At 46.9% G+C, this 20617-nt stretch carries 19 protein-coding genes and 1 other RNA gene; 9 read left to right on the top strand and 11 right to left on the bottom strand.

Going from position 1 to position 20617, the window contains the following annotated elements; all coding sequences use genetic code 11:
* Positions 1 to 440 precede the first annotated feature (440 nt).
* From BZG20_RS15730 to BZG20_RS15715, 4 genes are all read right to left on the bottom strand, one after another.
* Positions 441 to 872: a type II secretion system protein gene (locus BZG20_RS15730; RefSeq protein WP_046075192.1), complete on the bottom strand. Its 432-nt coding sequence runs from the start codon at positions 870 to 872 to the stop codon at positions 441 to 443.
* 1 nt (position 873) lies between these two features.
* Positions 874 to 2274, bottom strand: a complete 1401-nt coding sequence (locus BZG20_RS16025; RefSeq protein ID WP_077579588.1) for a hypothetical protein — start codon at positions 2272 to 2274, stop codon at positions 874 to 876.
* Positions 2271 to 2810 carry a hypothetical protein gene (locus tag BZG20_RS15720; RefSeq protein WP_131825360.1) on the bottom strand — a complete coding sequence of 180 codons (540 nt, stop codon included), beginning with the start codon at positions 2808 to 2810 and terminating at the stop codon, positions 2271 to 2273. Before BZG20_RS15720 ends, BZG20_RS16025 begins: the two co-directional genes overlap by 4 nt.
* Positions 2811 to 2907: 97 nt before the next feature.
* A complete protein-coding gene (locus tag BZG20_RS15715) occupies positions 2908 to 3408 on the bottom strand; it encodes a hypothetical protein (RefSeq protein ID WP_131825359.1) in 501 nt (166 codons plus the stop codon).
* 195 nt (positions 3409 to 3603) lie between these two features.
* Here BZG20_RS15715 and BZG20_RS15710 point away from each other — a divergent pair, with 195 nt between their 5' ends.
* Positions 3604 to 4071, top strand: a complete 468-nt coding sequence (locus BZG20_RS15710) for a type IV pilin protein (RefSeq protein WP_077579585.1) — start codon at positions 3604 to 3606, stop codon at positions 4069 to 4071.
* 76 nt (positions 4072 to 4147) lie between these two features.
* On the opposite strand, the gene dnaJ is transcribed toward BZG20_RS15710, so the two are convergent.
* The 3 genes from dnaJ to grpE all read right to left on the bottom strand — a co-directional run bounded on the left by dnaJ (position 4148) and on the right by grpE (position 8178).
* Positions 4148 to 5296, bottom strand: a complete 1149-nt coding sequence (gene dnaJ / locus BZG20_RS15705) for a molecular chaperone DnaJ (protein ID WP_077579584.1) — start codon at positions 5294 to 5296, stop codon at positions 4148 to 4150.
* A 119-nt stretch (positions 5297 to 5415) separates the two neighbouring features.
* Positions 5416 to 7338 carry a molecular chaperone DnaK gene (dnaK, locus tag BZG20_RS15700; RefSeq protein ID WP_077579583.1) on the bottom strand — a complete coding sequence of 641 codons (1923 nt, stop codon included), beginning with the start codon at positions 7336 to 7338 and terminating at the stop codon, positions 5416 to 5418.
* Between the two features lie 195 nt (positions 7339 to 7533).
* On the bottom strand, positions 7534 to 8178 hold the full coding sequence (grpE, locus tag BZG20_RS15695) for a nucleotide exchange factor GrpE (RefSeq protein WP_077579582.1): 645 nt from the start codon (positions 8176 to 8178) through the stop codon (positions 7534 to 7536).
* 173 nt (positions 8179 to 8351) lie between these two features.
* Here grpE and nadK point away from each other — a divergent pair, with 173 nt between their 5' ends.
* The 3 genes from nadK to bamE all read left to right on the top strand — a co-directional run bounded on the left by nadK (position 8352) and on the right by bamE (position 11673).
* Entirely contained in the window at positions 8352 to 9233 is an 882-nt protein-coding gene (gene nadK / locus BZG20_RS15690; protein WP_077579581.1) for an NAD(+) kinase, read from the top strand.
* 182 nt (positions 9234 to 9415) lie between these two features.
* On the top strand, positions 9416 to 11083 hold the full coding sequence (gene recN / locus BZG20_RS15685) for a DNA repair protein RecN (protein WP_077579580.1): 1668 nt from the start codon (positions 9416 to 9418) through the stop codon (positions 11081 to 11083).
* 233 nt (positions 11084 to 11316) lie between these two features.
* Positions 11317 to 11673: an outer membrane protein assembly factor BamE gene (bamE, locus tag BZG20_RS15680; RefSeq protein WP_077579579.1), complete on the top strand. Its 357-nt coding sequence runs from the start codon at positions 11317 to 11319 to the stop codon at positions 11671 to 11673.
* A gap of 82 nt (positions 11674 to 11755) precedes the next feature.
* Here the strand turns inward: bamE and BZG20_RS15675 are convergent, their stop codons facing one another.
* Entirely contained in the window at positions 11756 to 12106 is a 351-nt protein-coding gene (locus BZG20_RS15675; RefSeq protein WP_077486536.1) for an RnfH family protein, read from the bottom strand.
* Positions 12099 to 12530 (bottom strand): SRPBCC family protein, encoded by a 432-nt coding sequence (locus tag BZG20_RS15670; RefSeq protein ID WP_077579578.1) that lies wholly within the window; start codon positions 12528 to 12530, stop codon positions 12099 to 12101. The genes BZG20_RS15675 and BZG20_RS15670 overlap by 8 nt, the downstream gene beginning before the upstream one ends.
* Before the next feature lie 155 nt (positions 12531 to 12685).
* Between BZG20_RS15670 and smpB the strand changes: the two genes are divergently transcribed.
* The 5 genes from smpB (at position 12686) to BZG20_RS15645 (ending at position 17127) form a co-directional block, all read left to right on the top strand.
* Entirely contained in the window at positions 12686 to 13171 is a 486-nt protein-coding gene (gene smpB / locus BZG20_RS15665) for an SsrA-binding protein SmpB (RefSeq protein ID WP_069362793.1), read from the top strand.
* A 47-nt stretch (positions 13172 to 13218) separates the two neighbouring features.
* Positions 13219 to 13585: a transfer-messenger RNA gene (gene ssrA, locus BZG20_RS15660) on the top strand.
* 36 nt (positions 13586 to 13621) lie between these two features.
* Positions 13622 to 15334, top strand: a complete 1713-nt coding sequence (locus BZG20_RS15655; RefSeq protein ID WP_131825358.1) for a site-specific integrase — start codon at positions 13622 to 13624, stop codon at positions 15332 to 15334.
* Positions 15335 to 15800: 466 nt separating this feature from the next.
* Entirely contained in the window at positions 15801 to 16412 is a 612-nt protein-coding gene (locus BZG20_RS15650) for a hypothetical protein (RefSeq protein WP_077579577.1), read from the top strand.
* Between the two features lie 112 nt (positions 16413 to 16524).
* Entirely contained in the window at positions 16525 to 17127 is a 603-nt protein-coding gene (locus tag BZG20_RS15645; RefSeq protein ID WP_198531509.1) for a hypothetical protein, read from the top strand.
* Positions 17128 to 17981: 854 nt separating this feature from the next.
* Here BZG20_RS15645 and BZG20_RS15640 read toward each other — a convergent pair.
* Positions 17982 to 19502 carry a hypothetical protein gene (locus BZG20_RS15640; RefSeq protein ID WP_077579575.1) on the bottom strand — a complete coding sequence of 507 codons (1521 nt, stop codon included), beginning with the start codon at positions 19500 to 19502 and terminating at the stop codon, positions 17982 to 17984.
* 204 nt (positions 19503 to 19706) lie between these two features.
* On the bottom strand, positions 19707 to 20258 hold the full coding sequence (locus tag BZG20_RS15635; RefSeq protein WP_077579574.1) for a recombinase family protein: 552 nt from the start codon (positions 20256 to 20258) through the stop codon (positions 19707 to 19709).
* Between the last annotated feature and the right edge of the window lie 359 nt (positions 20259 to 20617).

The following is a 20617-nucleotide window of genomic DNA, read 5'->3' as shown; positions in this document are numbered from 1 at the left end:
TCAATCTGAGCCATGATCAAACTCTTCAATTAAAGTTTTTTCGAAACCGAAGTTTCAGCTCAATGAATACTGATTACTGTTTCTCTCCGAAGAGAAAAACGAATTGACTGTGCCGAACAACTGTAAAAGTTGTCGTTTGGTCACTCAGTTCATCGAATAAATCTTTTTGTCTATTCTCAACGAGTGCCCACACAGATTACATAGGTCAAATTGTTAAAGAGCACCGCTCAATCTTGAGCGGGAGTGGCATCTTACGCCACTTTGGCAACAAGTCAAGCATTTTGTTTTGCTTGTTTGTTTTGCCGTTGTTAGCGCGGCTTGCCGTACCAACGAGAGCGCATTATAGAGAGGTGATTTTTTGACGCAAGGAGTTTTTGATAAAAACATTTCAAGCGAGCAAAAAGCCACCACTTCACGTTTGCCGTTCGTGGAGGGGGACTTTAATTGAAATCGTTTTGTCGCCGCGCCCCTGTGAAATAGAAAACCAGAGATTGTTGCTGTTGACGGCGGTTTTGCCACCGCACTGCCAGCGTTAGTGTTTTGGCAGATACCTTATCATCGACTATCAGTGTGTTTTGCACATTAGTCACCACCAGCTCATAGATCGAGTCTTCGGTCGTAATCAAACACTCCGAAAGGTTATCTAACCTGATGGGATCACGGTTACTTGTTGAACATGGCGCATCAGTATTGATCAATCGCCAGTGAGAGAGTTGGTTGTTAGCCAAATACATAGCCTCTTTAGCTAAACGCGCATCACGCTGCTGAGTCTGAATATCCGTTGTCAGGCGATACACGCCAGCGCTAGTCATGGAAACCAACACAAGAGCCAGTAAGATCTCGATAAATGAGAAACCTCGCGCTCGTAACATGCTACCCCTCTCCATGAGGCGGTTTGATGTCATGATAACTGTTACCGACAGGCCGCCACTGCCTAAGCCCAGCAAAACTCTTCTGCAATATCTCACCACTATAGGTCGGTTTGAATGAACCATACACCACGGAGTGGCCATCCGGCACGTCGGTAATAAATGCGCCCTTGGTGATGAAACTACCGTGAAACCAAAAAGGGACATGCCGTGCTTGATCAGGATCGGTGACGGTCGATGTGATCATTGGGCAAAGTTCTTGGATATTGCTATTAGAGCTCGAGCAAGACATCTGTCCAGACTCGGAAATACTCATCCCCCATTGATCGGCAAAATCATTATCGCTAGGCGTCGAGGTAAACTGATAAATCACACCGTTAAATGCATCCATACCACCTCGTAAAGCCAGAATACCGTCTTGAACAACGAGGAGAATAGGTACATCGCTTGCTAACACCGCATGTTCTCCCCGACTCAAATCGCAAGGCCCATCAACCCACACTTTAATATTCGCGTTCTCTGATGATGTACTGTTTGAAACCGCACTCAGTAATGGATCATAACACTCAGAGGGATCACCATGGGTACTAAAAACGGTGCCGCCTTGTCGCTCAAATTGCTCTCTGACTGTTTTCCACTGCGCGCGAGGAACACCAAAGTAATCTTTGAACAAGTCCATATTCTCAACATTGGTTTGCACATCTTTTTTTAGTCGCGCGCCGGTTTCATCGCGACTATCTGCGACTGTGTAGTCGCTAACCTCCGTTCTATATTCGGGAGCGCATTTATCACTGCTCTCTAAGCTGACGGTGAACTTGTTTTCACTTTTCTCCTCTTCACTCTCAGGCCCACCTTCACCCGAAGTGCGTGGACGAATCATGACATCGCCCCCGGCTACAATTGAATGGCATTCATATAAACCATCCTCTCGCTTTTTTCCCTTTGCTGGTCGCCATGTATTGCCACCGTAAAACGCTGCTGATCCTGAAGTGACAAATGAACTTCTTCGTGCACCGGTGGCTTTTGCTAGGGTCACTCCGACTTGTTGCTGTGCATGAGTCGCGTAAAGATGCCACATTCCGCGATCACTATCTTGCCAAGGTTCCAACCATAATTGACTCCCTGCAATATGTTGACAAGATGAGAGTTGCTCTATCCCCGCTGCTGCATCGCCTTTCGATAAGTGAATTCCATCATGTTCAATCTTAGCCACCGCGCAATCTAGAGCCGCCCACGCTCTGGAAAGGGATTGTTCAGTCGTGATTTTTGCCTGTGTTTGTTGGATATCATTGACTGTCCGTCGACCGACACCTAATACAATAAGAAGTGCAATCAGCGCGATGCTGGCGACCACCGCGAGGGTCGCTATACCTTGGTCACGCGTGCATTTTGCGACGTAATTCATGATGAGGCCACCGTATTAGCTAAAACCAATGTTCGCGACACGTCTTTACGCAGGCCAGGTTGGCGTGTTAGCGAGGCGGAAACCTTGATAGTCAGTGAGGTAATGCGTCGCCCATTTTCCGTGCGCACCTCATTACGGGTAAAAGATAAATGCGAGATCTTCAATGCACGAGAAGAAATATCTCGCCAATAACCTGACTCACACGACCAGTTCGCCGTGTCTCGGTGGTTTTCATAGACCTCTATGGCATGGTCTTCTGTGTCTAGTCGAAAGCCTTTGGCGTCATCTTTACCCACGGTATTCGTTGGATGGGTGCTGTCTTGTTGATAAGCAAAGCGAAGGCACTGCCCTTGACGCTGCGAGGGGGTTTCATCAATCAGTAAAAGGTGAAGATCATGACCATTGTCAAAGAGGTAGGGCGACGCGCCACCACACTGGTAGCACAATCCGGCTCGGCGTATCTCAGTTTCCATCATCGTTAATAAGCGGCTGACTTCGAGCGATAAGCGCGTCTTGGCATCTATTCGGGCTTGCATCGTGGTCGCCGAAGTCATCACAGAGAGTGCTGTGATTGAAACCAAAACACTCACCGACAAGCCGACTAAAAGCTCAACTAATGAGTAACCTGTGGACTTAGCTACACGCACTGTCGATACCACTCCACTGACAGGATTCAAAACCGAGATATTGACGGACAATGACCACGTAGTCAGGCGCTTGCCCGCGATCGCCGCCCAAACCAACAGTCAGATTCAAGCTCGGTCTCTGGGTGCGAAAATCAATCGAGAATAGCTCACCTTCCGGTAACGGCGTCCAACTCTTTTTTTCTTTAAACAACAGAGAAATGTCACTCGGGATCGTCACCATCGGCAACTTCGTCTGTTGGCAAGATATGGCTGAGAGCCAATCAGTTATATTGCTAACGAGCCCGCTCCCAGTACTTGGTTGCGCAACGATACACTGGGTGTTTTCTGTTTTACGCAGGCGAAGATGATAGACCCGGTTTTCTTTCATCGCACGAGCTTGAGCAAGATAAAACAAGCTTGTTAGCGATTCACTACGACTCGCCATCATGGTTGCTTGCTGAGCAGACGAAAAATGAGGAATCGCGATGGTGCATATAGCCGCTAACACACTCAGTACCAGCAGGGACTCTATAAGGGTGATGCCACTCCTCTTTTTGAGGCAGAGCCGAAAGCACTGACTTACGTGCACAGTTTGAAAACGCATACTGCCTCCCAAGGTTTGGGTGTCGCCATTGCCTGCAGGCTAACACCCGCATAGGCTCAGTAGGGTTTTCATTATCAACTCTTCGAGAGGTTAAAAAGAATGCGTCAGCGTCAAAGCCGCCGTTTTCAACATGGAGTGACGTTGATCGAGATCCTGACCGCGCTCGCTATTATTGCCACGTTGACAGCCGTTGTCGTGCCCAACTTTCACCAGTATCAGCAAACACAAGCACGCAAAGCGGCAATTGAGCGGTTAGTGCACCTCCAAGCTTGGGTAGAAATGCAAGTCATCACCAAGGGATATTATCCAAGCATCTCTCACTCTACACTGCTAGAAAAAGGGCTTGTTTGTTCAGATTGCCAAGTATCATCTGACTATCAGTTTTCAATAGAAGGCAGTGATACAGGGTATAGGATTATCGCGCACCCTCAAGCAGATAGCCATCAGCATGACGACCCATGCAATAGGTTGGTTTTATATCCTAATGGGGTAATTACTAGCATATCAGCAGAAACATCGTGCTCGCTTCCCTCCCAGCAGAAAACGCCCGGCTTCTCTTTGAAATAGGTTCTTGTGGCAAAAAAATAGCCAGCGCGAGGCTGGCTATTCATCATTTTAATGTTTTTTAGACAAGTGGCATCCATTAACCGGTAAGGTCATCAAAGAATTTCTTAACTCCGTCAAAGAAACCTTCTGATTTTGGCTTGTGCTTTTTCGCTTCAGTGCCACTAAACGACTCTTCCAGTTCTTGAAGCAGCTCTTTTTGTCGGCTACTCAAGTTAACTGGGGTCTCGACCACCATTTTGCAGATGAGATCGCCAACACCGCCACCACGAACAGACTGCACCCCTTTACCGCGCATGCGGAACATGCGCCCCGTTTGCGTTTCCGCTGGGACTTTAAGGCTAACACGGCCATCTAAGGTAGGGACTTCAACCTCGCCACCGAGCGCTGCCATGGTGAAGCTGACCGGTACTTCGCAGTAGAGGTTGTTGCCATCACGGGTGAAGATATGGTGTTCACGGACGTGTACCTGAACATACAAGTCACCCGCCGGTGCGCCGTTCTCACCGGCTTCACCCTCACCAGATAAGCGAATGCGATCGCCAGTATCGACACCTGCAGGAATTTTCACATTTAGGTGCTTGGTTTCTTTTACGCGACCTTGGCCATGACAACTGTTACAAGGGTCTTTGATAATGGTCCCGCTGCCATGACAGGTTGGACACGCTTGTTGAACCGCAAAGAAACCTTGGCGCATTTGCACTTGGCCAATACCGTTACAGGTTCCACAGGTTTGTTTTTTCGAACCCGGTTTCGCCCCACTGCCATCACAGGTTTTACACCCGACATAAGTAGGCACTTCGATCTCTTTGCTGACGCCACGGACCGCCTCTTCAAGCGTAAGCTCCATGTTGTAGCGTAAATCGGCTCCACGTTGCGCGCGTTGCTGACCACCACGACGACCTCCGCCGAATATATCGCCGAATACGTCACCAAAAATATCGCTAAAGTCAGCGCCTCCACCGAAGCCACCGCCGCCGAAGCCGCCGCCTCCCATGCCACCTTGTTCAAAGGCTGCGTGACCGTATTGGYCATAGGCTGCGCGTTTTTGCGGGTCGGTCAGCACTTCATAGGCCAACTTAATTTCTTTAAACTGGTCGGCCGCATCTTCGCCTTTGTTGCGGTCTGGGTGATATTTCATCGCCAGCCGCTTATAAGCCTTTTTAATATCGCGCTCGCTTGCATCGCGGCTTAAGCCGAGCACTTCATACAAATCTCTTTTAGACATGGTCTGACTGCACCTGTTTACGTCAACAAAACAAAGACGTTCAATTCACTGTTTGATAAAACGACGGGCGAAGGAGATTGCTCCCCTACGCCCGTGCTTATTAACGACAGTGCTTTCGCTTATTTCTTGTCGTCGTCTTTAACTTCTTCGAACTCAGCATCGACAACATCGTCGTCTTGTTTTGCTGAATCAGCACCGGCGTCTTGCTGCGCCTGCTCATCTTGAGCTTGCTGCTGCGCGATTTCCATCAGTTTTGATGAAGCGGCAACCAGTGCTTGAACCTTCGCATCGATGTCTTCTTTGTCTTCACCGTTACGTGCGGTTTCCAGCTCAGAAATGGCGGTTTCGATCTTCTCTTTGTCTTCTGCAGGCAGTTTGTCACCTGCTTCTTCCATTTGCTTACGCGTGCCGTGAACCAGTTGGTCAGCTTGGTTGCGCGCAGTCACTAGCTCTTCGAACTTTTTGTCCGCTTCTTTGTTAGCTTCTGCTTCTTGCACCATCTTCTCAACGTCTTCGTCGCTCAGACCGCCAGACGCTTGGATAGTGATCTTCTGCTCTTGACCGGTTTGTTTATCAGCGGCAGACACGTTCAAGATACCGTCGGCGTTCAAATCGAAGGTTACTTCAATTTGTGGCACACCACGTGGCGCAGGCTGGATGCCTTCAAGGTTGAACTGACCCAGTGATTTGTTGTGCATGGCTTGCTTACGCTCACCCTGAATCACGTGGATCGTTACCGCGCTTTGGTTATCTTCTGCTGTTGAGAACACCTGGTTCGCCTTGGTTGGGATCGTGGTGTTTTTCTCAATCAGCTTGGTCATCACACCGCCCATGGTTTCGATACCCAGTGAAAGCGGAGTCACGTCAAGCAGCAGTACGTCTTTTACATCACCAGACAATACGCCACCTTGTGCCGCAGCACCCATAGCAACAGCTTCGTCTGGGTTCACGTCTTTACGTGCATCCTTACCGAAGTACTCTGCCACTTTGGCCTGTACCATTGGCATACGAGTTTGACCGCCGACCAAGATAACGTCAGTGATTTCGTCAACCGATAGCTCGGCATCGGCCAGTGCTACTTTCATTGGTTCTAGTGAGCGCTGAACCAGCTCTTCAACCAGAGACTCAAGCTTGGCACGAGTCACTTTGATGTTCATGTGCTTAGGACCGGTTGCGTCCGCCGTCACATAAGGCAAGTTCACGTCTGTTTGCTGCGCAGAAGACAGTTCAATCTTCGCTTTCTCAGCTGCCTCTTTAACACGCTGCATCGCTAGCGGGTCTTGACGTAGGTCGATGCCTTGCTCTTTTTTGAACTCGTCAACCAAGTAGGTGATCAAGCGGTTATCGAAGTCTTCACCACCAAGGTGAGTATCACCGTTTGTGGCCAATACTTCGAACGTTTGCTCGCCATCTACTTCATCGATTTCGATGATAGAGATATCGAAGGTACCACCACCTAGGTCATACACAGCGATTGTGCGATCGCCGCCTTTTTTGTCTAGGCCGTAAGCCAGTGCCGCTGCTGTTGGCTCGTTGATGATACGTTTAACTTCTAGACCTGCGATACGACCAGCATCTTTGGTTGCTTGACGCTGTGAGTCGTTAAAGTAAGCAGGGACAGTAATTACCGCGCCAGTGACTTCCTCACCGAGGAAATCTTCAGCGGTTTTCTTCATTTTCTTCAGGACTTCAGCAGACACCTGTGGCGCAGCCATTTTTTGGCCTTTCGCCTCAACCCAAGCGTCACCGTTATCTGCCTTAACAATTTTGTAAGGCATGATGCTGATATCACGCTGCACTTCTTCATCTTCGAAGCGGCGGCCGATCAGACGCTTGATAGCAAACAGGGTGTTTTCTGGGTTTGTCACTGCCTGACGCTTCGCAGGCTGGCCGACAAGTGTTTCACCATCTTGTGTGTAAGCGATAACCGATGGTGTTGTACGATCACCCTCTGCGTTCTCAATGACGCGCGTTTTTTCACCGTCAAGTACGGCGACACATGAGTTGGTTGTACCCAAGTCAATACCAATGATTTTACCCATCTGGTGCTCTCCGAAATTCGTTCTGTGGCTTTAATGCGTTACCCCTTATGTGGGGGTAACTGTGAGAGGTTCAACCCCTCACCGCAATTTTTATTTAGTGCTGCCGTTTAAATAAGGGCAGCCAAATGCTTTTCAAGGGGAGAAGGCAAAAAAAACACCGAATCGAGTTTGGTAAGGCCCTTCTCCCGAGCCTGATTAGGCTTTTTCGTCTACGTTACCTTGCGGCGCTTTAGACACCATGACCATGGCTGGACGCACAACTCGACCGTTTAGTTCATAGCCTTTTTGCATCACCATCATCACGGTGTTTGGCTCATGCTCGGCGCTTTCTTGAATGGTCATCGCCTGATGCAATTCTGGGTCAAACGGTTGACCTTGAGGGTCGATCGCTTTCAACCCAAACTTATCAATGGTGTCCATCATGGTTTTCAGCGTCAGCTCAACCCCTTCAACCATTGGCTTGATTGATTCGTCTTCCTTGTCGGCCATTTCGACCGCACGCTCAAGGTTATCAATCACAGGTAAAAGTTCACCGGCAAATTTCTCTAGGGCAAACTTGCGCGCTTTATCCACTTCTTGCTCGGTGCGACGACGCATGTTGTCAACATCAGCGCGAGCACGTAGCACACTATCTTGCTGCTCTTGCACCTTGGCTTCGCTTGCCTCAAGCGCTGCTTCTAGCTCGGTGATGCGCGCAATCATGGCTGCGGTTTCTTCATGTTCAATGTCTGCACCACCACTTGCTTGTTGCTCAGCGGCCTGCTCTTTACCTTTGGCTTCAGCAGCTTGCGCATCTTTCTTCGCTTCCTGCTCTTGCTTCACTTTCTGTTCTTCGCTCATGATCACTCCGACACAAATGGCATTGCCCAGCACGCCACTGGGACTATTCAACTTGATTGACGAAAGTATTATGGGGATGAATCTTTATGATTCAACCGCCCGCATAACGCAAATCACGACAATCGCTTTTTTACCGCGTTATACTGGGCACAAATAACGATGAGATCCTGATTATGTCGACACCATTCCAGCGCATTGCCCTGATTGGCAAACCTCGTAACCCGGAAGCGGTTAACACACACATCGGCCTTTATCACTGGCTAACTGAACGCGGTTATGAGGTGTGCATTGATACACGCTTGAGCGCCAATCTTGGCTTGCCAGATGCCCATTATTTGGATCTCGTGACCATAGGCCAACACGCCGACTTGGCCATTGTGATAGGTGGGGACGGCAATATGCTCGGCGCCGCGCGTGTACTGTCTCGCTGCGACATTAAAGTTATTGGTGTTAACCGCGGTAACCTTGGCTTTCTCACCGACTTAGATCCCGAAGCCTTTGAACATGCGCTAGAAGCGGTATTAAATGGCGATTACGTGGACGAAGACCGTTTTTTGCTCGAAACCGAAATTCATCGCCACGATCAGGTAAAAAGCCATAACGCCTCATTGAATGAAGCGGTACTTCATCCCGGACAAGTTGCACACATGATTGAGTTTGAGGTGTACATTAACGAGCAGTTTGCCTTCTCACAGCGATCGGACGGGATCATTATTTCAACCCCCACCGGCTCAACCGCATATAGCCTATCCGGCGGTGGCCCTATTTTATCTCCCAGCCTCGATGCGATTTCGCTTGTGCCTATGTTCCCACATACATTGTCGAGCCGCCCATTGGTTGTCGATGGCAACCGCCGTATAAAATTACTGGTTTCTCCTGACAACCGTGGGACACTCGAAGTGAGCTGTGATGGCCAAGTCTCTCTGCCGGTTAACCCGGGGGATGAGGTGCATATTTACAAAAGCCCCGCCACCCTCAAGCTCATTCATCCTCAAGATTACAATTATTACAACACGTTACGAAAAAAACTAGGTTGGTCGTCCAAGTTGTTTTAAGTCAGCAGTTTCTTGCCTCTTGCATGTATCCAATAAAAAGCAGGTTTTCCTGCTTTTTTAATGCGCAATTTTTGTGCGGCTCATCCCATTAACAAGAATTCTCGCCACACAGTGTTCACTGGATGAAAAAACAGTATATACTGTATCTATACACAGTTGTTGATAGATACAGGTGTCTCTCTATGTTAGCCGATATAACCATTCAAAACTTTGCCATCGTTAAATCCTTGGAGCTGGAGTTTAGTAAAGGCATGACGGCGATCACCGGTGAAACCGGGGCGGGTAAATCTATTTCTATCGACGCGCTAGGGTTGTGCCTTGGTGATCGTGCCGATGCCAACATGGTGCGCCCCGGGGAGAAACGCGCAGAAATTTCTGCCAGTTTCACCCTCGAGCAAAACAGTGCCGCGCGTCGCTGGCTGCAAGATAACGAACTGGAAGACGGTGATGATTGCATATTAAGGCGAGTGATCACCAAAGAAGGCCGCTCACGCGCTTATATCAACGGTAACCCCGTACCTGCCTCACAGCAAAAAGCGTTGGGGCAGCTATTGATAAATATCCACGGCCAACACGCGCATCAACAACTGTTACGCCCTGAACACCAAATTACGTTATTAGACCAATACGCTGGTCACCAAAGCTTGCTGGATAAAATGGCAACACGCTACCAGCGCTGGCGCCGCACTAAAAATGAGCTGAAAGCACTGATCAAGAAAAAAGACGACATTGACGCTCAGCAACAGCTTTTGGAATATCAAGTGGGTGAGCTCAATGAACTCGCATTGGGTGAAGAGGAATACCAGCACATTGAAGAAGAGCATAAGCGCTTGTCAAACAGTGGCGATATCGCCATGACCAGTCAAGCGGTGGTGGACTTACTCAGTGATGGCGAAGAGACCAACACATTGAGTTTACTGACGGCGGCCCAACAGCGCTTAAGTGAACTGGCAGCACTAGACAGTCATTTTTCACCACTCGCTGAAATGCTCGAAGAGGCGCGGATCCAAACCCAAGAGACGAGCCAAGAAGTAAGTGGCTATCTTGACCAGCTCGATATGGATCCTCAACGCCTTCAGTATCTAGATCAACGTATGAGTACCATCATGAGTTTGTCTCGCAAGCATCATGTCCAACCTGAAGCATTGTATGACACCCACCAGCAGTTGATTAGAGAGTTGGAGAAACTGGCACATAACGATGAAGTCATTGAGCAGCTTCAAGCACAAGTGGATCAACAATTTGCAGATTGCCTCGACACCGCTGAAAAGCTGAGCAAAAGCCGTCGTCGCTATGCCAAAGAGTTGAACAAACTGATCACGCAAAGCATGCACCAGCTGAGCATGGAACATGGTAGCTTCGAGATCCAAGTCGAGAATAAAGCGGAGACCCACCTCAGTCCACTAGGCGGAGATGCGGTGGCATTTCTTGTGTCGACGAACCCCGGTCAGCCTTTACAGCCGCTGTCTAAAGTTGCTTCCGGCGGCGAGCTGTCTCGGATCTCGCTGGCCATTCAAGTGATCACCGCCCAGAAGGTTGAAACACCAAGCCTTATCTTCGATGAAGTCGATGTGGGGATCAGTGGGCCAACCGCCGCGATTGTGGGTAAACTCTTACGTCAACTTGGCGACTCCACGCAAGTGATGTGTGTGACCCACTTGCCACAAGTCGCAGGCTGTGGGCATCAGCAGATGTTTGTTGCCAAAGATACCGATAAAGGCAGCACCACGACCCGTATGTATCCGCTCGATCACAAGGCACGTATTAGTGAGCTTGCGCGGTTACTGGGTGGCAGTGAGATCACTGAGCGCACCCTTGCCAACGCTGAAGACCTTCTTGTCGCCGCCTAGTCTTCTCCCTCATGACGAAATCTAAAGCGAGAAACGTGCACTGAGGCCACTTTTCTCGCTTATTTCCTTACACCTGTCGAACTTTTTCACGTTATCATCGTCGAAACGCTAGTCGTCAGCAGGTTTTTTACATATATTCCCTGCTTCATTATACTCGGGACGCATCAGTCGCAGACTACACGGTCACCGACAGACATGATTTGCCATCAAACAAGACAGTGAAGATATTAACTATGGGTTGGACTAAAGCCGCCGTTGCCTCTCTGATGGCAGTTGCCATGATGGGCTGCTCTTATGCCGAAAAGCTGGTTTATCGCGTAGATATAAACCAAGGTAATTACATTGAAGAAAAGGCCGTCGACGCCTTGAAATTTGGCATGACCAAAGAGCAGGTAAAATTCCTTCTCGGCCCCCCAATGTTGGTGGAATCAGGTTACCCTAACACTTGGTATTTTGTGCAATGGCAACAACCTGGCCATGAGGCACCAACACAAAAAGATCTTGTTCTCTCATTCGATGACAATAACCAACTCGTCAACATGGATGGTGATTTCGAGCCGGGCGAGCAATTTTTCGAAGCCGTTCAGTAACGGTGATGCATCCGGCACTCTGATGCCGCTACATATTCATCCTTTAGTAAAGGCGCCGCACGGCGCCTTTCTTTTTGACCCGCTATGAGCGTTTGCGCTGGGTATCCACACGCCCACCTGTAACAGGATCCGCTTTCCCCTCTTGTTTCGCGCGCTCGGCGCGGCGACGGCGGATCTCTTTCGGGTCGGCTTGCAGTGGTCGATAAATCTCTATACGATCGCCATCGCGCACTTGCGCATCTAGCTTCACTGGCCGACTAAACACCCCAACCTTGTTGGTCTCAAGGTCAATCTCGGGGTAGGCGCTTAAAACACCTGATTGACGAATAATGTCTTCCACCGTCGAGTCTGGCTTCACCACGCAGTTGAAAATGCGCTGCTCATTAGGCAACGGGTAAACCACTTCAACATGCAGCAATGTCTCTTCACTCATAAATCTCTTTCGCTCGCTCTGTAAACGCCTTCACCATACTGCTGGTTAACTCGCTGAAGATGCGGCCAAAGGCAGCTTCGACCAAGCGGTTAGTAAACTCAAACTCGAGGTCGAGCTCTATCTTGCACGCGTCACTCGATAGTGGCGTGAATTTCCAGCCACCACTTAAGCGTTTAAATGGCCCGTCAACCAGTGTCATATCAATACGGCTGTTATCCACCAAATAATTTTTGGTGGTAAATGTTTTCTTAATCCCTGCTTTCGCGACATCTAACGACGCGACCATGGTGGTCTCTGTATGCTCAATAAGACGGGTGCTCACACACCCAGGCAAGAAAGCAGGATAGGATTCAACATCGTTCACCAAGGCAAACATTTGCTCAGCACTGTACGGCACTAAAGCCGAGCGGATGATTTGCGGCATAGGGACTCCTTGCAAGTTAACCGCGAAATAATACCATCGAGACTGATTTAGACCAATGCTCGCAACCCACATCGCAGATAAAGTCAGACTCTTTCTGCCACTGAGTGCGATAATCCTTTCATTCTTCGATATATCACCTTTATAATGCGGCCACTATGGCTAAGAAAAACGCAAAGAACAAAGCAAGTAGTAACACTATCGCGCTGAATAAAAAGGCACGCTTTGAGTACTTCATTGAAGATGACTTTGAGGCGGGGCTAGAGCTGCAAGGCTGGGAGGTCAAAGCACTCCGAGCAGGAAAGGCCAATATCAGCGAAAGCTATGTGTTGCTAAAAGACGGGGAAGCCTTTTTGTTCGGGGCAACCATTACCCCGCTTAATGTCGCCTCCACACACGTGGTGGCCGATCCGCAGCGCACCCGTAAGCTATTGCTTAAACGGCGTGAGCTTGATACCTTGCTCGGTAAGGTAAATCGAGACGGTTTCACAGTGGTGGCGCTGTCTTTATACTGGAAAAAATCTTTTGCTAAACTCAAAATAGGCTTAGCGAAAGGTAAAAAATTACACGACAAACGCGACACGGCGAAAGACAGAGACTGGCAGCGACAAAAGTCCAGGATCATGAAAAACGCAGCGCGTTAATCGTTGACGCGGTAGATCAATGTGTTAGACTCTGCCGCTCACACTCTGGGGCTGATTCAGGATTCGACAGGATTGAGAAGGCCCGTGGAGCATGCCGAGGGGCGGTTGGCCTCGTAAAAAGCCGCAAACAAATAGTCGCAAACGACGAAAACTACGCACTAGCAGCTTAATAACCTGTTGAGTGCCTATCCTCCCTAGCCTCCGCCTGTAGGACGGGGATTCAGGATAGTCAAAACCAAACAGGATCGCGTGGATGCTTTGACCCAAGAGCTGAAGCGTTAAAACTAAGTTGGGTATGTCTTTGTGTGGCGTGTTTGTCCGCAGCACACTGACGAGATTAAAGACAAACTAAGCATGTAGCGCCATTGGCTAGACTGATTCTGGACGCGGGTTCAACTCCCGCCAGCTCCACCACTTTCCTTTAAGTTGTTGTTTTTATTAGAAGTTCTTTTGTTTCAAGCAGTTAAAAAGTATATGTGTGATACGCAGCTGAGCTACACGGGCGACGGTTTGCACATACACAAACGTAAAAACAGCAGCGTTTACTATTTCCAAAAGCGAGTTCCTAGCCATCTAGTTGACCACTATGGCAAGCGACTTATTCGCTTCTCTTTGAAGACCTCTGATAAAAAGCGAGCTAAGCAGCTAGCTGCAATCGAGGCTGGTCGTCTAGCTGAAGAATTCGCAAAGCTTGACGGTCACTCCTTACCCAAGCGGAAAGTTGAGCTAGTCGATCTACAAAACCTTGCAATTGAAGCGGCTAATCAATGGATTACATATAAGAAAGACCATATGTTTGCTAGTGGTGTCTCTTATGAATCTCTGCATCACGGTCTAGATGAAAGCCTGTCTAGCATTCAAGCGCATGCAGAGAACATGCTGTACCATGAAGCAAGGTTTGACGATAACCTCCGTGTGAAGCGTGTTTTTGAAGGAGTCTTGCCTGATAGAGCATTCGACATATATCGCGACTTAGAACCACAGCAAAAAGCAAGAGTGTTCATCGAATTCGCTAAGCAACTGAGAGCTCAAACTCAAGGGCTTCACGCTTTGATATCTGGAGCGACACCAAGCATTACAAGTGTTGTAAAACCTATTCCTAAAATTGAGAAAGCCCCTACAATCGAGCGCGTTGCAGCTGAATTTCTTGAAAATAAAAAGACAGAAATGGCCGCTTCTGGCAAACCGATGAGTGATAAGCTCAAGCAGCGCTATCAAGTATCTACTGAGTTCCTTCTTGGTCTTATGGGGACTGACTATCCTGTCAAAGAGGTCTCACCAGCAGACATAAGAAAGCTGAGGAATGTACTGATAGACACGCCAAGTAATTCAGCCAAGCTAAAGGAGACCAAGAATCTCACAACTCCTGAGCTCATTGATGTGGTGAGTAGCGGGCAATTGAAACACCTTCCCCCTCTTTCTATCACGAGCATCAATCAGCGCTTAGAAGCGATTTCTGCAATGTTTAAGTTTGCTGTGCAAGAACGGTATATCACATTCAACCCTGCAGAGAACGTGAGGCTCAAGAAAAGAGTCGCGGACAAGGATGCTCGGAGACCATACTCACCAGAGATGCTCGACAGGTTGCTTCATTTGACCAAAGGCACAGAGCACTACTGGATTGTACGAATAGCACTTTGTTGTGGTCTGCGTATGAATGAAATCGTCCAGTTGAGACCTTCAGACATCAGGCAACACGAAGGCATTTGGTATATCTCTGTAAACGAAGAGGACGGCAAGGCGTTAAAGACGAGCTCTTCGGCCAGATCGGTGCCTCTGCCTGACGCACTGTTAAACCTCGGTTTCATCGAGTTTGTACAGTCATTGAGTACAGAGACGCTATTCGATATTCCCCTTCCCAAACAGGGCGGGTATCGCTCAGACATATACAGTAAGCGCTATGCCTACTTCTGCCGCAAGCATGAACTAAGAGCAGACCGTGTGACTTTCCATAGCTTAAGGCATAACTTTAAGGACTTAGCGTTAAATGCGGACATTCCTGAAGTAGTCTATAAAGAGCTAGGTGGTTGGGCAGACGGTTCAGTAAGCGGTAACTATGGTTCAGGGCTGACAATTGCCAACTTGAAGAAGTATATAGAGACCATAGATTACCCTATCGACGAACAAGAGGCAGTTGATACTCGACTCCCAGCGGCAGGATAGCCTCTCTGTGGCTTCTATATGGACTCTCAGGAAGCCTATAATAGCCAAGTAGAAACACCTATTGTCGATTGATGGTAGATTAGATTTCGATTATTGGGACGAGTAGCAGTGCCCTATGGCTTCTCTAAGTAATTCCTTTTAGCTGTAGACCGAACAAACCATAATGCATCGGTGGAAGCCGTTTGAGGCTAAAGCCCTTGTGTCGGTTTGCCGTCTGTTCTCTCTCTGATGACTGAGATTGGATTAGTCAGGACGTGGTCTGCCAGTTACCTAACAGCGACGTAATCAGATCTGACAGATTACTCTAGCTCACTTTTGCCCCATTGTGTTTTAGTTAAATCTATCAATAGCCGTAGTCTTCTTCATATAAAATTCCTATTCACCCTTTAGCTGAATAGTTGTTGAGTTTCATAACTACTAGCTTCAGTATACAACCATAAGCATAAAATAAGTTAAAGAGGCAACTGTGGATTGGTCATCATTTTTTGGCGGCGTTGTTGCAGCGCTTTCTGGTGTTGTTGCAACAGTGTTGGTAACAGAGTGGATTGAAGCTAAAAAGTATGGATTTGAAGCTAGAAAAGCTTTGGAACGTTTATATGTTGAACTTGCAGATTTGCAGGAAGAAAGCGCTGATAGCTTATTTGAACTTCAGGATACATATTGTAGAGCATGGAATATAGAAAAAAACATCCAGAGCATTAAAATGTGGAACGGTATCTCAATCCCAAAGCCACCAAGTACTATTGTATTGGAATCTCATGTTGATAAATCTCTTGGAGAGTTAACCCCAGCTCAACGGAAAGGTATTAGAACGATATTATACTTGAGCAGAGAAGCTGAGCTTTCTATTTCTGTTCTTATGCAAAACATATGTGAGGATAGAGTTAGCACGAGAAACGTAGAACACTGTATCTCGATATTATGTGCTTTGTATCACGTCTCGTTGAATATGAAGGAGCAGGAAGAACGCTATATTGAAACAGGAAACAGCCCTAAAGGGATCTACAATTCAGTTCTAAGATCTTTAGGCATCGACCTGAGCTTTGAAGCATGTCGAACATACGAATCAGAGACTTAACACGACACCGCTTTTAGCGTAATTGTTGCAGTTTTTCTTCAAGCACACATAAAATATCTGTTTAATTATGGAGGTGAAATTGGCTTACGACTTTAGAAAATGGAAATCGAGAATGAGTGACCGCCAAGACTTATCATCCTCGTTAGTGCATTTAACTCGAGGAGCGACTATTGATTCTCAGGAGCTAACGCCAGTAGATGTACTACTTAAAATACTGCGTGAAAAAGTGATAATTGGTAGCACAACCGATAGTGGTTTCATACGTGGCTCTAGAAGAGCAGTGTGTTTCCAAGATGCACCATTATTCTCTATTGCTCAGAACCTCAAATTCGAAAAAGAACTTAGGAAAACAGTGACCACCAGAAAACGTTACTCGGGGTGTGGTTTGATTTTCTCTAAGTACTACCTGTTCCAAAATGGCTGTAAACCAGTCATCTACGATAAAGTCGAAGATGGTGAGCAATATTTATCTGATGACGAGCTTTATAGATTGGTGAAATTTGATTTGTCTAATACTGATAGCTTCATTGATTGGACTCATGAACGCGAGTGGCGCATGCCAGATAGCTTTGAGTTCCGCATAGATTGGTGCGGTGTTGTTTTAGAGACCAAAGAAGACTATCGAGAGTTTATCCAAAAGTCATTGCTAGGGGAAAACAAGGGTATCCTTGACGGTGTTTGCGGGATAATAGTGCTTGATGCGCTTCTAATGTAAGGGCGACCTACGATTAACAAGTTAGGCTACTTTTTCTTAATAACCCGCCTTCATTAGGCCAAGACCACTTCTTATGAGAGCGTTAGCTAGGGGTTGGTCTCAACACAGTCTCTCAGGTATTCACCTGAATCACTATGATACCTAGACCACTCTCTTAACGCAGTACTCGAAGAGAAACTTAAAGCACAGATGTTCCCATGTAGAGTTACACCTTTTCCAGCTATCACCGCCTGGCTTAAAGCAGATAACAGTATTCAGACCAGAGATATTAAGAGGCCTAAAGCTTTCCTCTTGGTTGTGCTCAAACAATATTTCACTAGCACCTACAGACCATACAACTCAGACACACTCTAGTCGACTGCTGCTCACAATGATAACTCCTTCTATCAAGTGAAATAACAGTCAACGCAGAGTCGCTCTACTTAGCTACTTATCCATGTAAGCAAAGGTGCGATAGTGTTGTGCTGGTGGTCTATTTAGTATCTGCTACGACTACAGCAGCAGTAGTGGTGTCACATAGGACTCTTAATGTATATCTAAGAGTTTTTCCTTGGGCTCTTCAATTAGACGTTGTAAATGGCTTGATTAGACAGAAGCCTCTGATGGGAAAGAGCCAGAGAAGAGTGGCAGCAAGACTGACTCTTAGTGTATATCTAAAAGTTTTCCTTGGGCTCTTCAATTAGACGTTGTAAATGTCCTAGTGAGAGCGTGAAGACTCTATGACAAAGTACTATCGCTGAGACTATCAATGGCTGACATCTCTTAATGTATATCTAAGAGTTTTTCCTGGGGGCCTTCAATTAGACGTTGTAAATCAAGCTTCAAGAGCACAACCTACGCTCAGACTGTACCTGTCATACGTAGCTGAACTCCAAAAAATACTTATCTAACATATCTGATAGGGTTTTATCGTCTTTAACAATATCCTTAAGCTCATGAGGCCCGTTCACAACAAGCTCATACTTTTTTTTGTTAGCGTCCTTTGCCTTTTGTAGTCTTCTCATCGCTTGACTCTCGATACTCCCTGTTACCCATAATTCAAATTTAGGTATAGGCCCGTTGGGTTCAAGAGCTTCAGTCCGCTTTAAGTGCTGTCTTGCACGATTAATGGTCTTTTGAAGCCATTCCTGCACAAAGTCATCACTCAATTCTGAGTTAGGAGATAGAGCTTTGCATTCGATTAGTCTAATAGGTTGACCTTCAGCTTGGACATAAACGTCAAACTCAGACTCTTTGCCAGAATCATCTTTAACAATTTTACGCACACTCACATTTCCGGGAGCCGTCTTCCTGACAATATATGCGGTCATCAACTCGAAGAAGGTTCCCCTAATGTTACCTAATACCCCCTCCAAGCGCCCAACCCTAGAGAGTAAAGAGTCAAGCTTATCAGGATCTGAAATACTATTAGATGTATTTTCAATTACTTGCAGAAGGTCTTTTAATCCTTCTGAAATATCTTTCCCAAAAAGGTTTTCAACTGTCGCTGGCATACAGCCGATAGACCTTAGTGCAGCAAAGGCTTTTTCCTCATAATGAAGAGCAACAAAAATAAAAAGCGTGCTACCAACCCTTTTCAATGCCCTTAATGTTTTCGTTTTATGTATAAATGGCTCAACATGCGCATGACTCAACCTCTCTTCTAGTAAGATATCACAGACTACAAAACCAGGTTTCGGTTTATCATTTGAGCTCCAAGAAACCATCGGGGATAAGTAACTTGGAGCAGATAAGTCCCATGAAAACGTACCTACTGTTGTAGCTTTGTTGCACTCACCTCTAAGATTGACTTTTTCAGCACTAACCATAGCGAGACGCCGAAGCCAATCCTTAACGCCTCTGAGCACAAGTATTTCCGCCTGCCTTCGAGCAAGTACATGGGACTCAAGAGACTTCGGATTTTGTTCAGATATTTCTTTTGTTAACACTGACTTTCCCAAGCCAGGTATGTCCTGTGTTACAAGAACATCAGAGCTAATAAGTGCTTTTAAAGCTTGGCTAGCAGTAACTTGTCCTTTCTGACGTATTGGCGCACCACACACGATATCAAACTCAGATTCTGGAACGATACCTCTAGCATCAAGCGCATTTAGAACTCTCGAATAGGGCCCCTGTAAATTGTGTATCACACTATAAAGACTATCCCAGTACCATGGTGCTCCAAAGTCTTTCTGTAGATACATAAAATACGCGTTATTCAGCTTCAGGTTTGAGAGCCTTTTTACGTCACCTTTAGTTTCCCTACTTACTCTTTTGCGAGCAGCTTCTGGAGATAGCCCGTATTTACTTATCAAATGGCTTGACAAATCTGTGCTAAGGCATGGCCCCAGCTCGTCCTTTGATAGAAGACGCTTTACTAATTCAGCTCCTGCCATCCCAACTCCTATGTGTTAGCTTGCCTTGATGTCACAGCGCGCTATTTATAAGAAATCACTTCGTGATGAGCTCATTAAAAAGAAGAACAATTCATCAAAACCAGAAAAAACAACAAGTTACAAACAACAAAGAGCGGTACAATCACTACTGACGTCACAACACACAAATATCTGAAGTCAGCGATGCATCGATCGATATTTCACCTATGACTTTTGTAACCTCTTCACCGACGACACAGAGCACCCCAAAGCCTCGGCTGTGGCATTAATAGAGTACCCCTTTGAGCGAAGCTCATGCACCTGCTCTTTGCTTATAGTGTGAGGGCGCCCCATATGCTTACCTTCTGCCTTTGCACGCTCTCTGCCTGCGTTTGCGCGTTCTAACATCTTCCTTCTTTCCATCTCTGCAACCTTGGACAGAATGGTTACCAGAAGCTCTCCTGCATCTGTGCTGAGGTCTACCCCTAACCTTGTCACAATGACGTTCACACCGCCTCTCAGAAGCTCTCTCACGGTGTTCTGCACATCAATGCTGTCTCTCCCCAATCTATCAAGATCGACCGTCACAAGCGTGTCTCCTTCGCGCACATAGTCGAGTAGCTTCTTAAACTCTGGCCTCTTCTCAGCGCTAACTGTCCCGCTCACTCCACAATCAGCGAACTCCTTGTCTATACGATATGTCTTATTGAGCTCTCTTCGTTGATTCTCGATTGTTTGGTCGTCAGTTGAAACACGGTAATACGCGATAACAGCCATTTCTTACTCTTCATCTTGGTCTATAAGATGGGCTCATAATTTCATATAGGTCTAAAACTGTCAAACAGGACTTATAGACCACCCTGCCGTAGCTGTTTGAGGTAGGTTCAAAAGGCAACATTAAGAGACCTATAAATCTGAATAATAAATAACCAAAGGTTCTCATTGGGGGCGTTAGCACTCATAAAAATATTTTCCACACCACCAATCCAGATAGTTAAATTTCTTATAGGGCACATGGGGGAAATTTAAAACACTATGCATTATTAAATGCGAGAGAAAATTTTTTACGTGAAAACAAAGCAGAAAAAACATGAAAAATACTAATCGCAAACAAGAAAAAAAACCAAGTCATATCA

The organism is Salinivibrio sp. IB868, assembly GCF_001995655.1.
Lineage (GTDB): Bacteria > Pseudomonadota > Gammaproteobacteria > Enterobacterales > Vibrionaceae > Salinivibrio > Salinivibrio siamensis.
The sequence above is the reverse complement of the archived record's forward strand: the minus strand, read 5'-3'. Positions and strand labels throughout refer to the sequence as shown.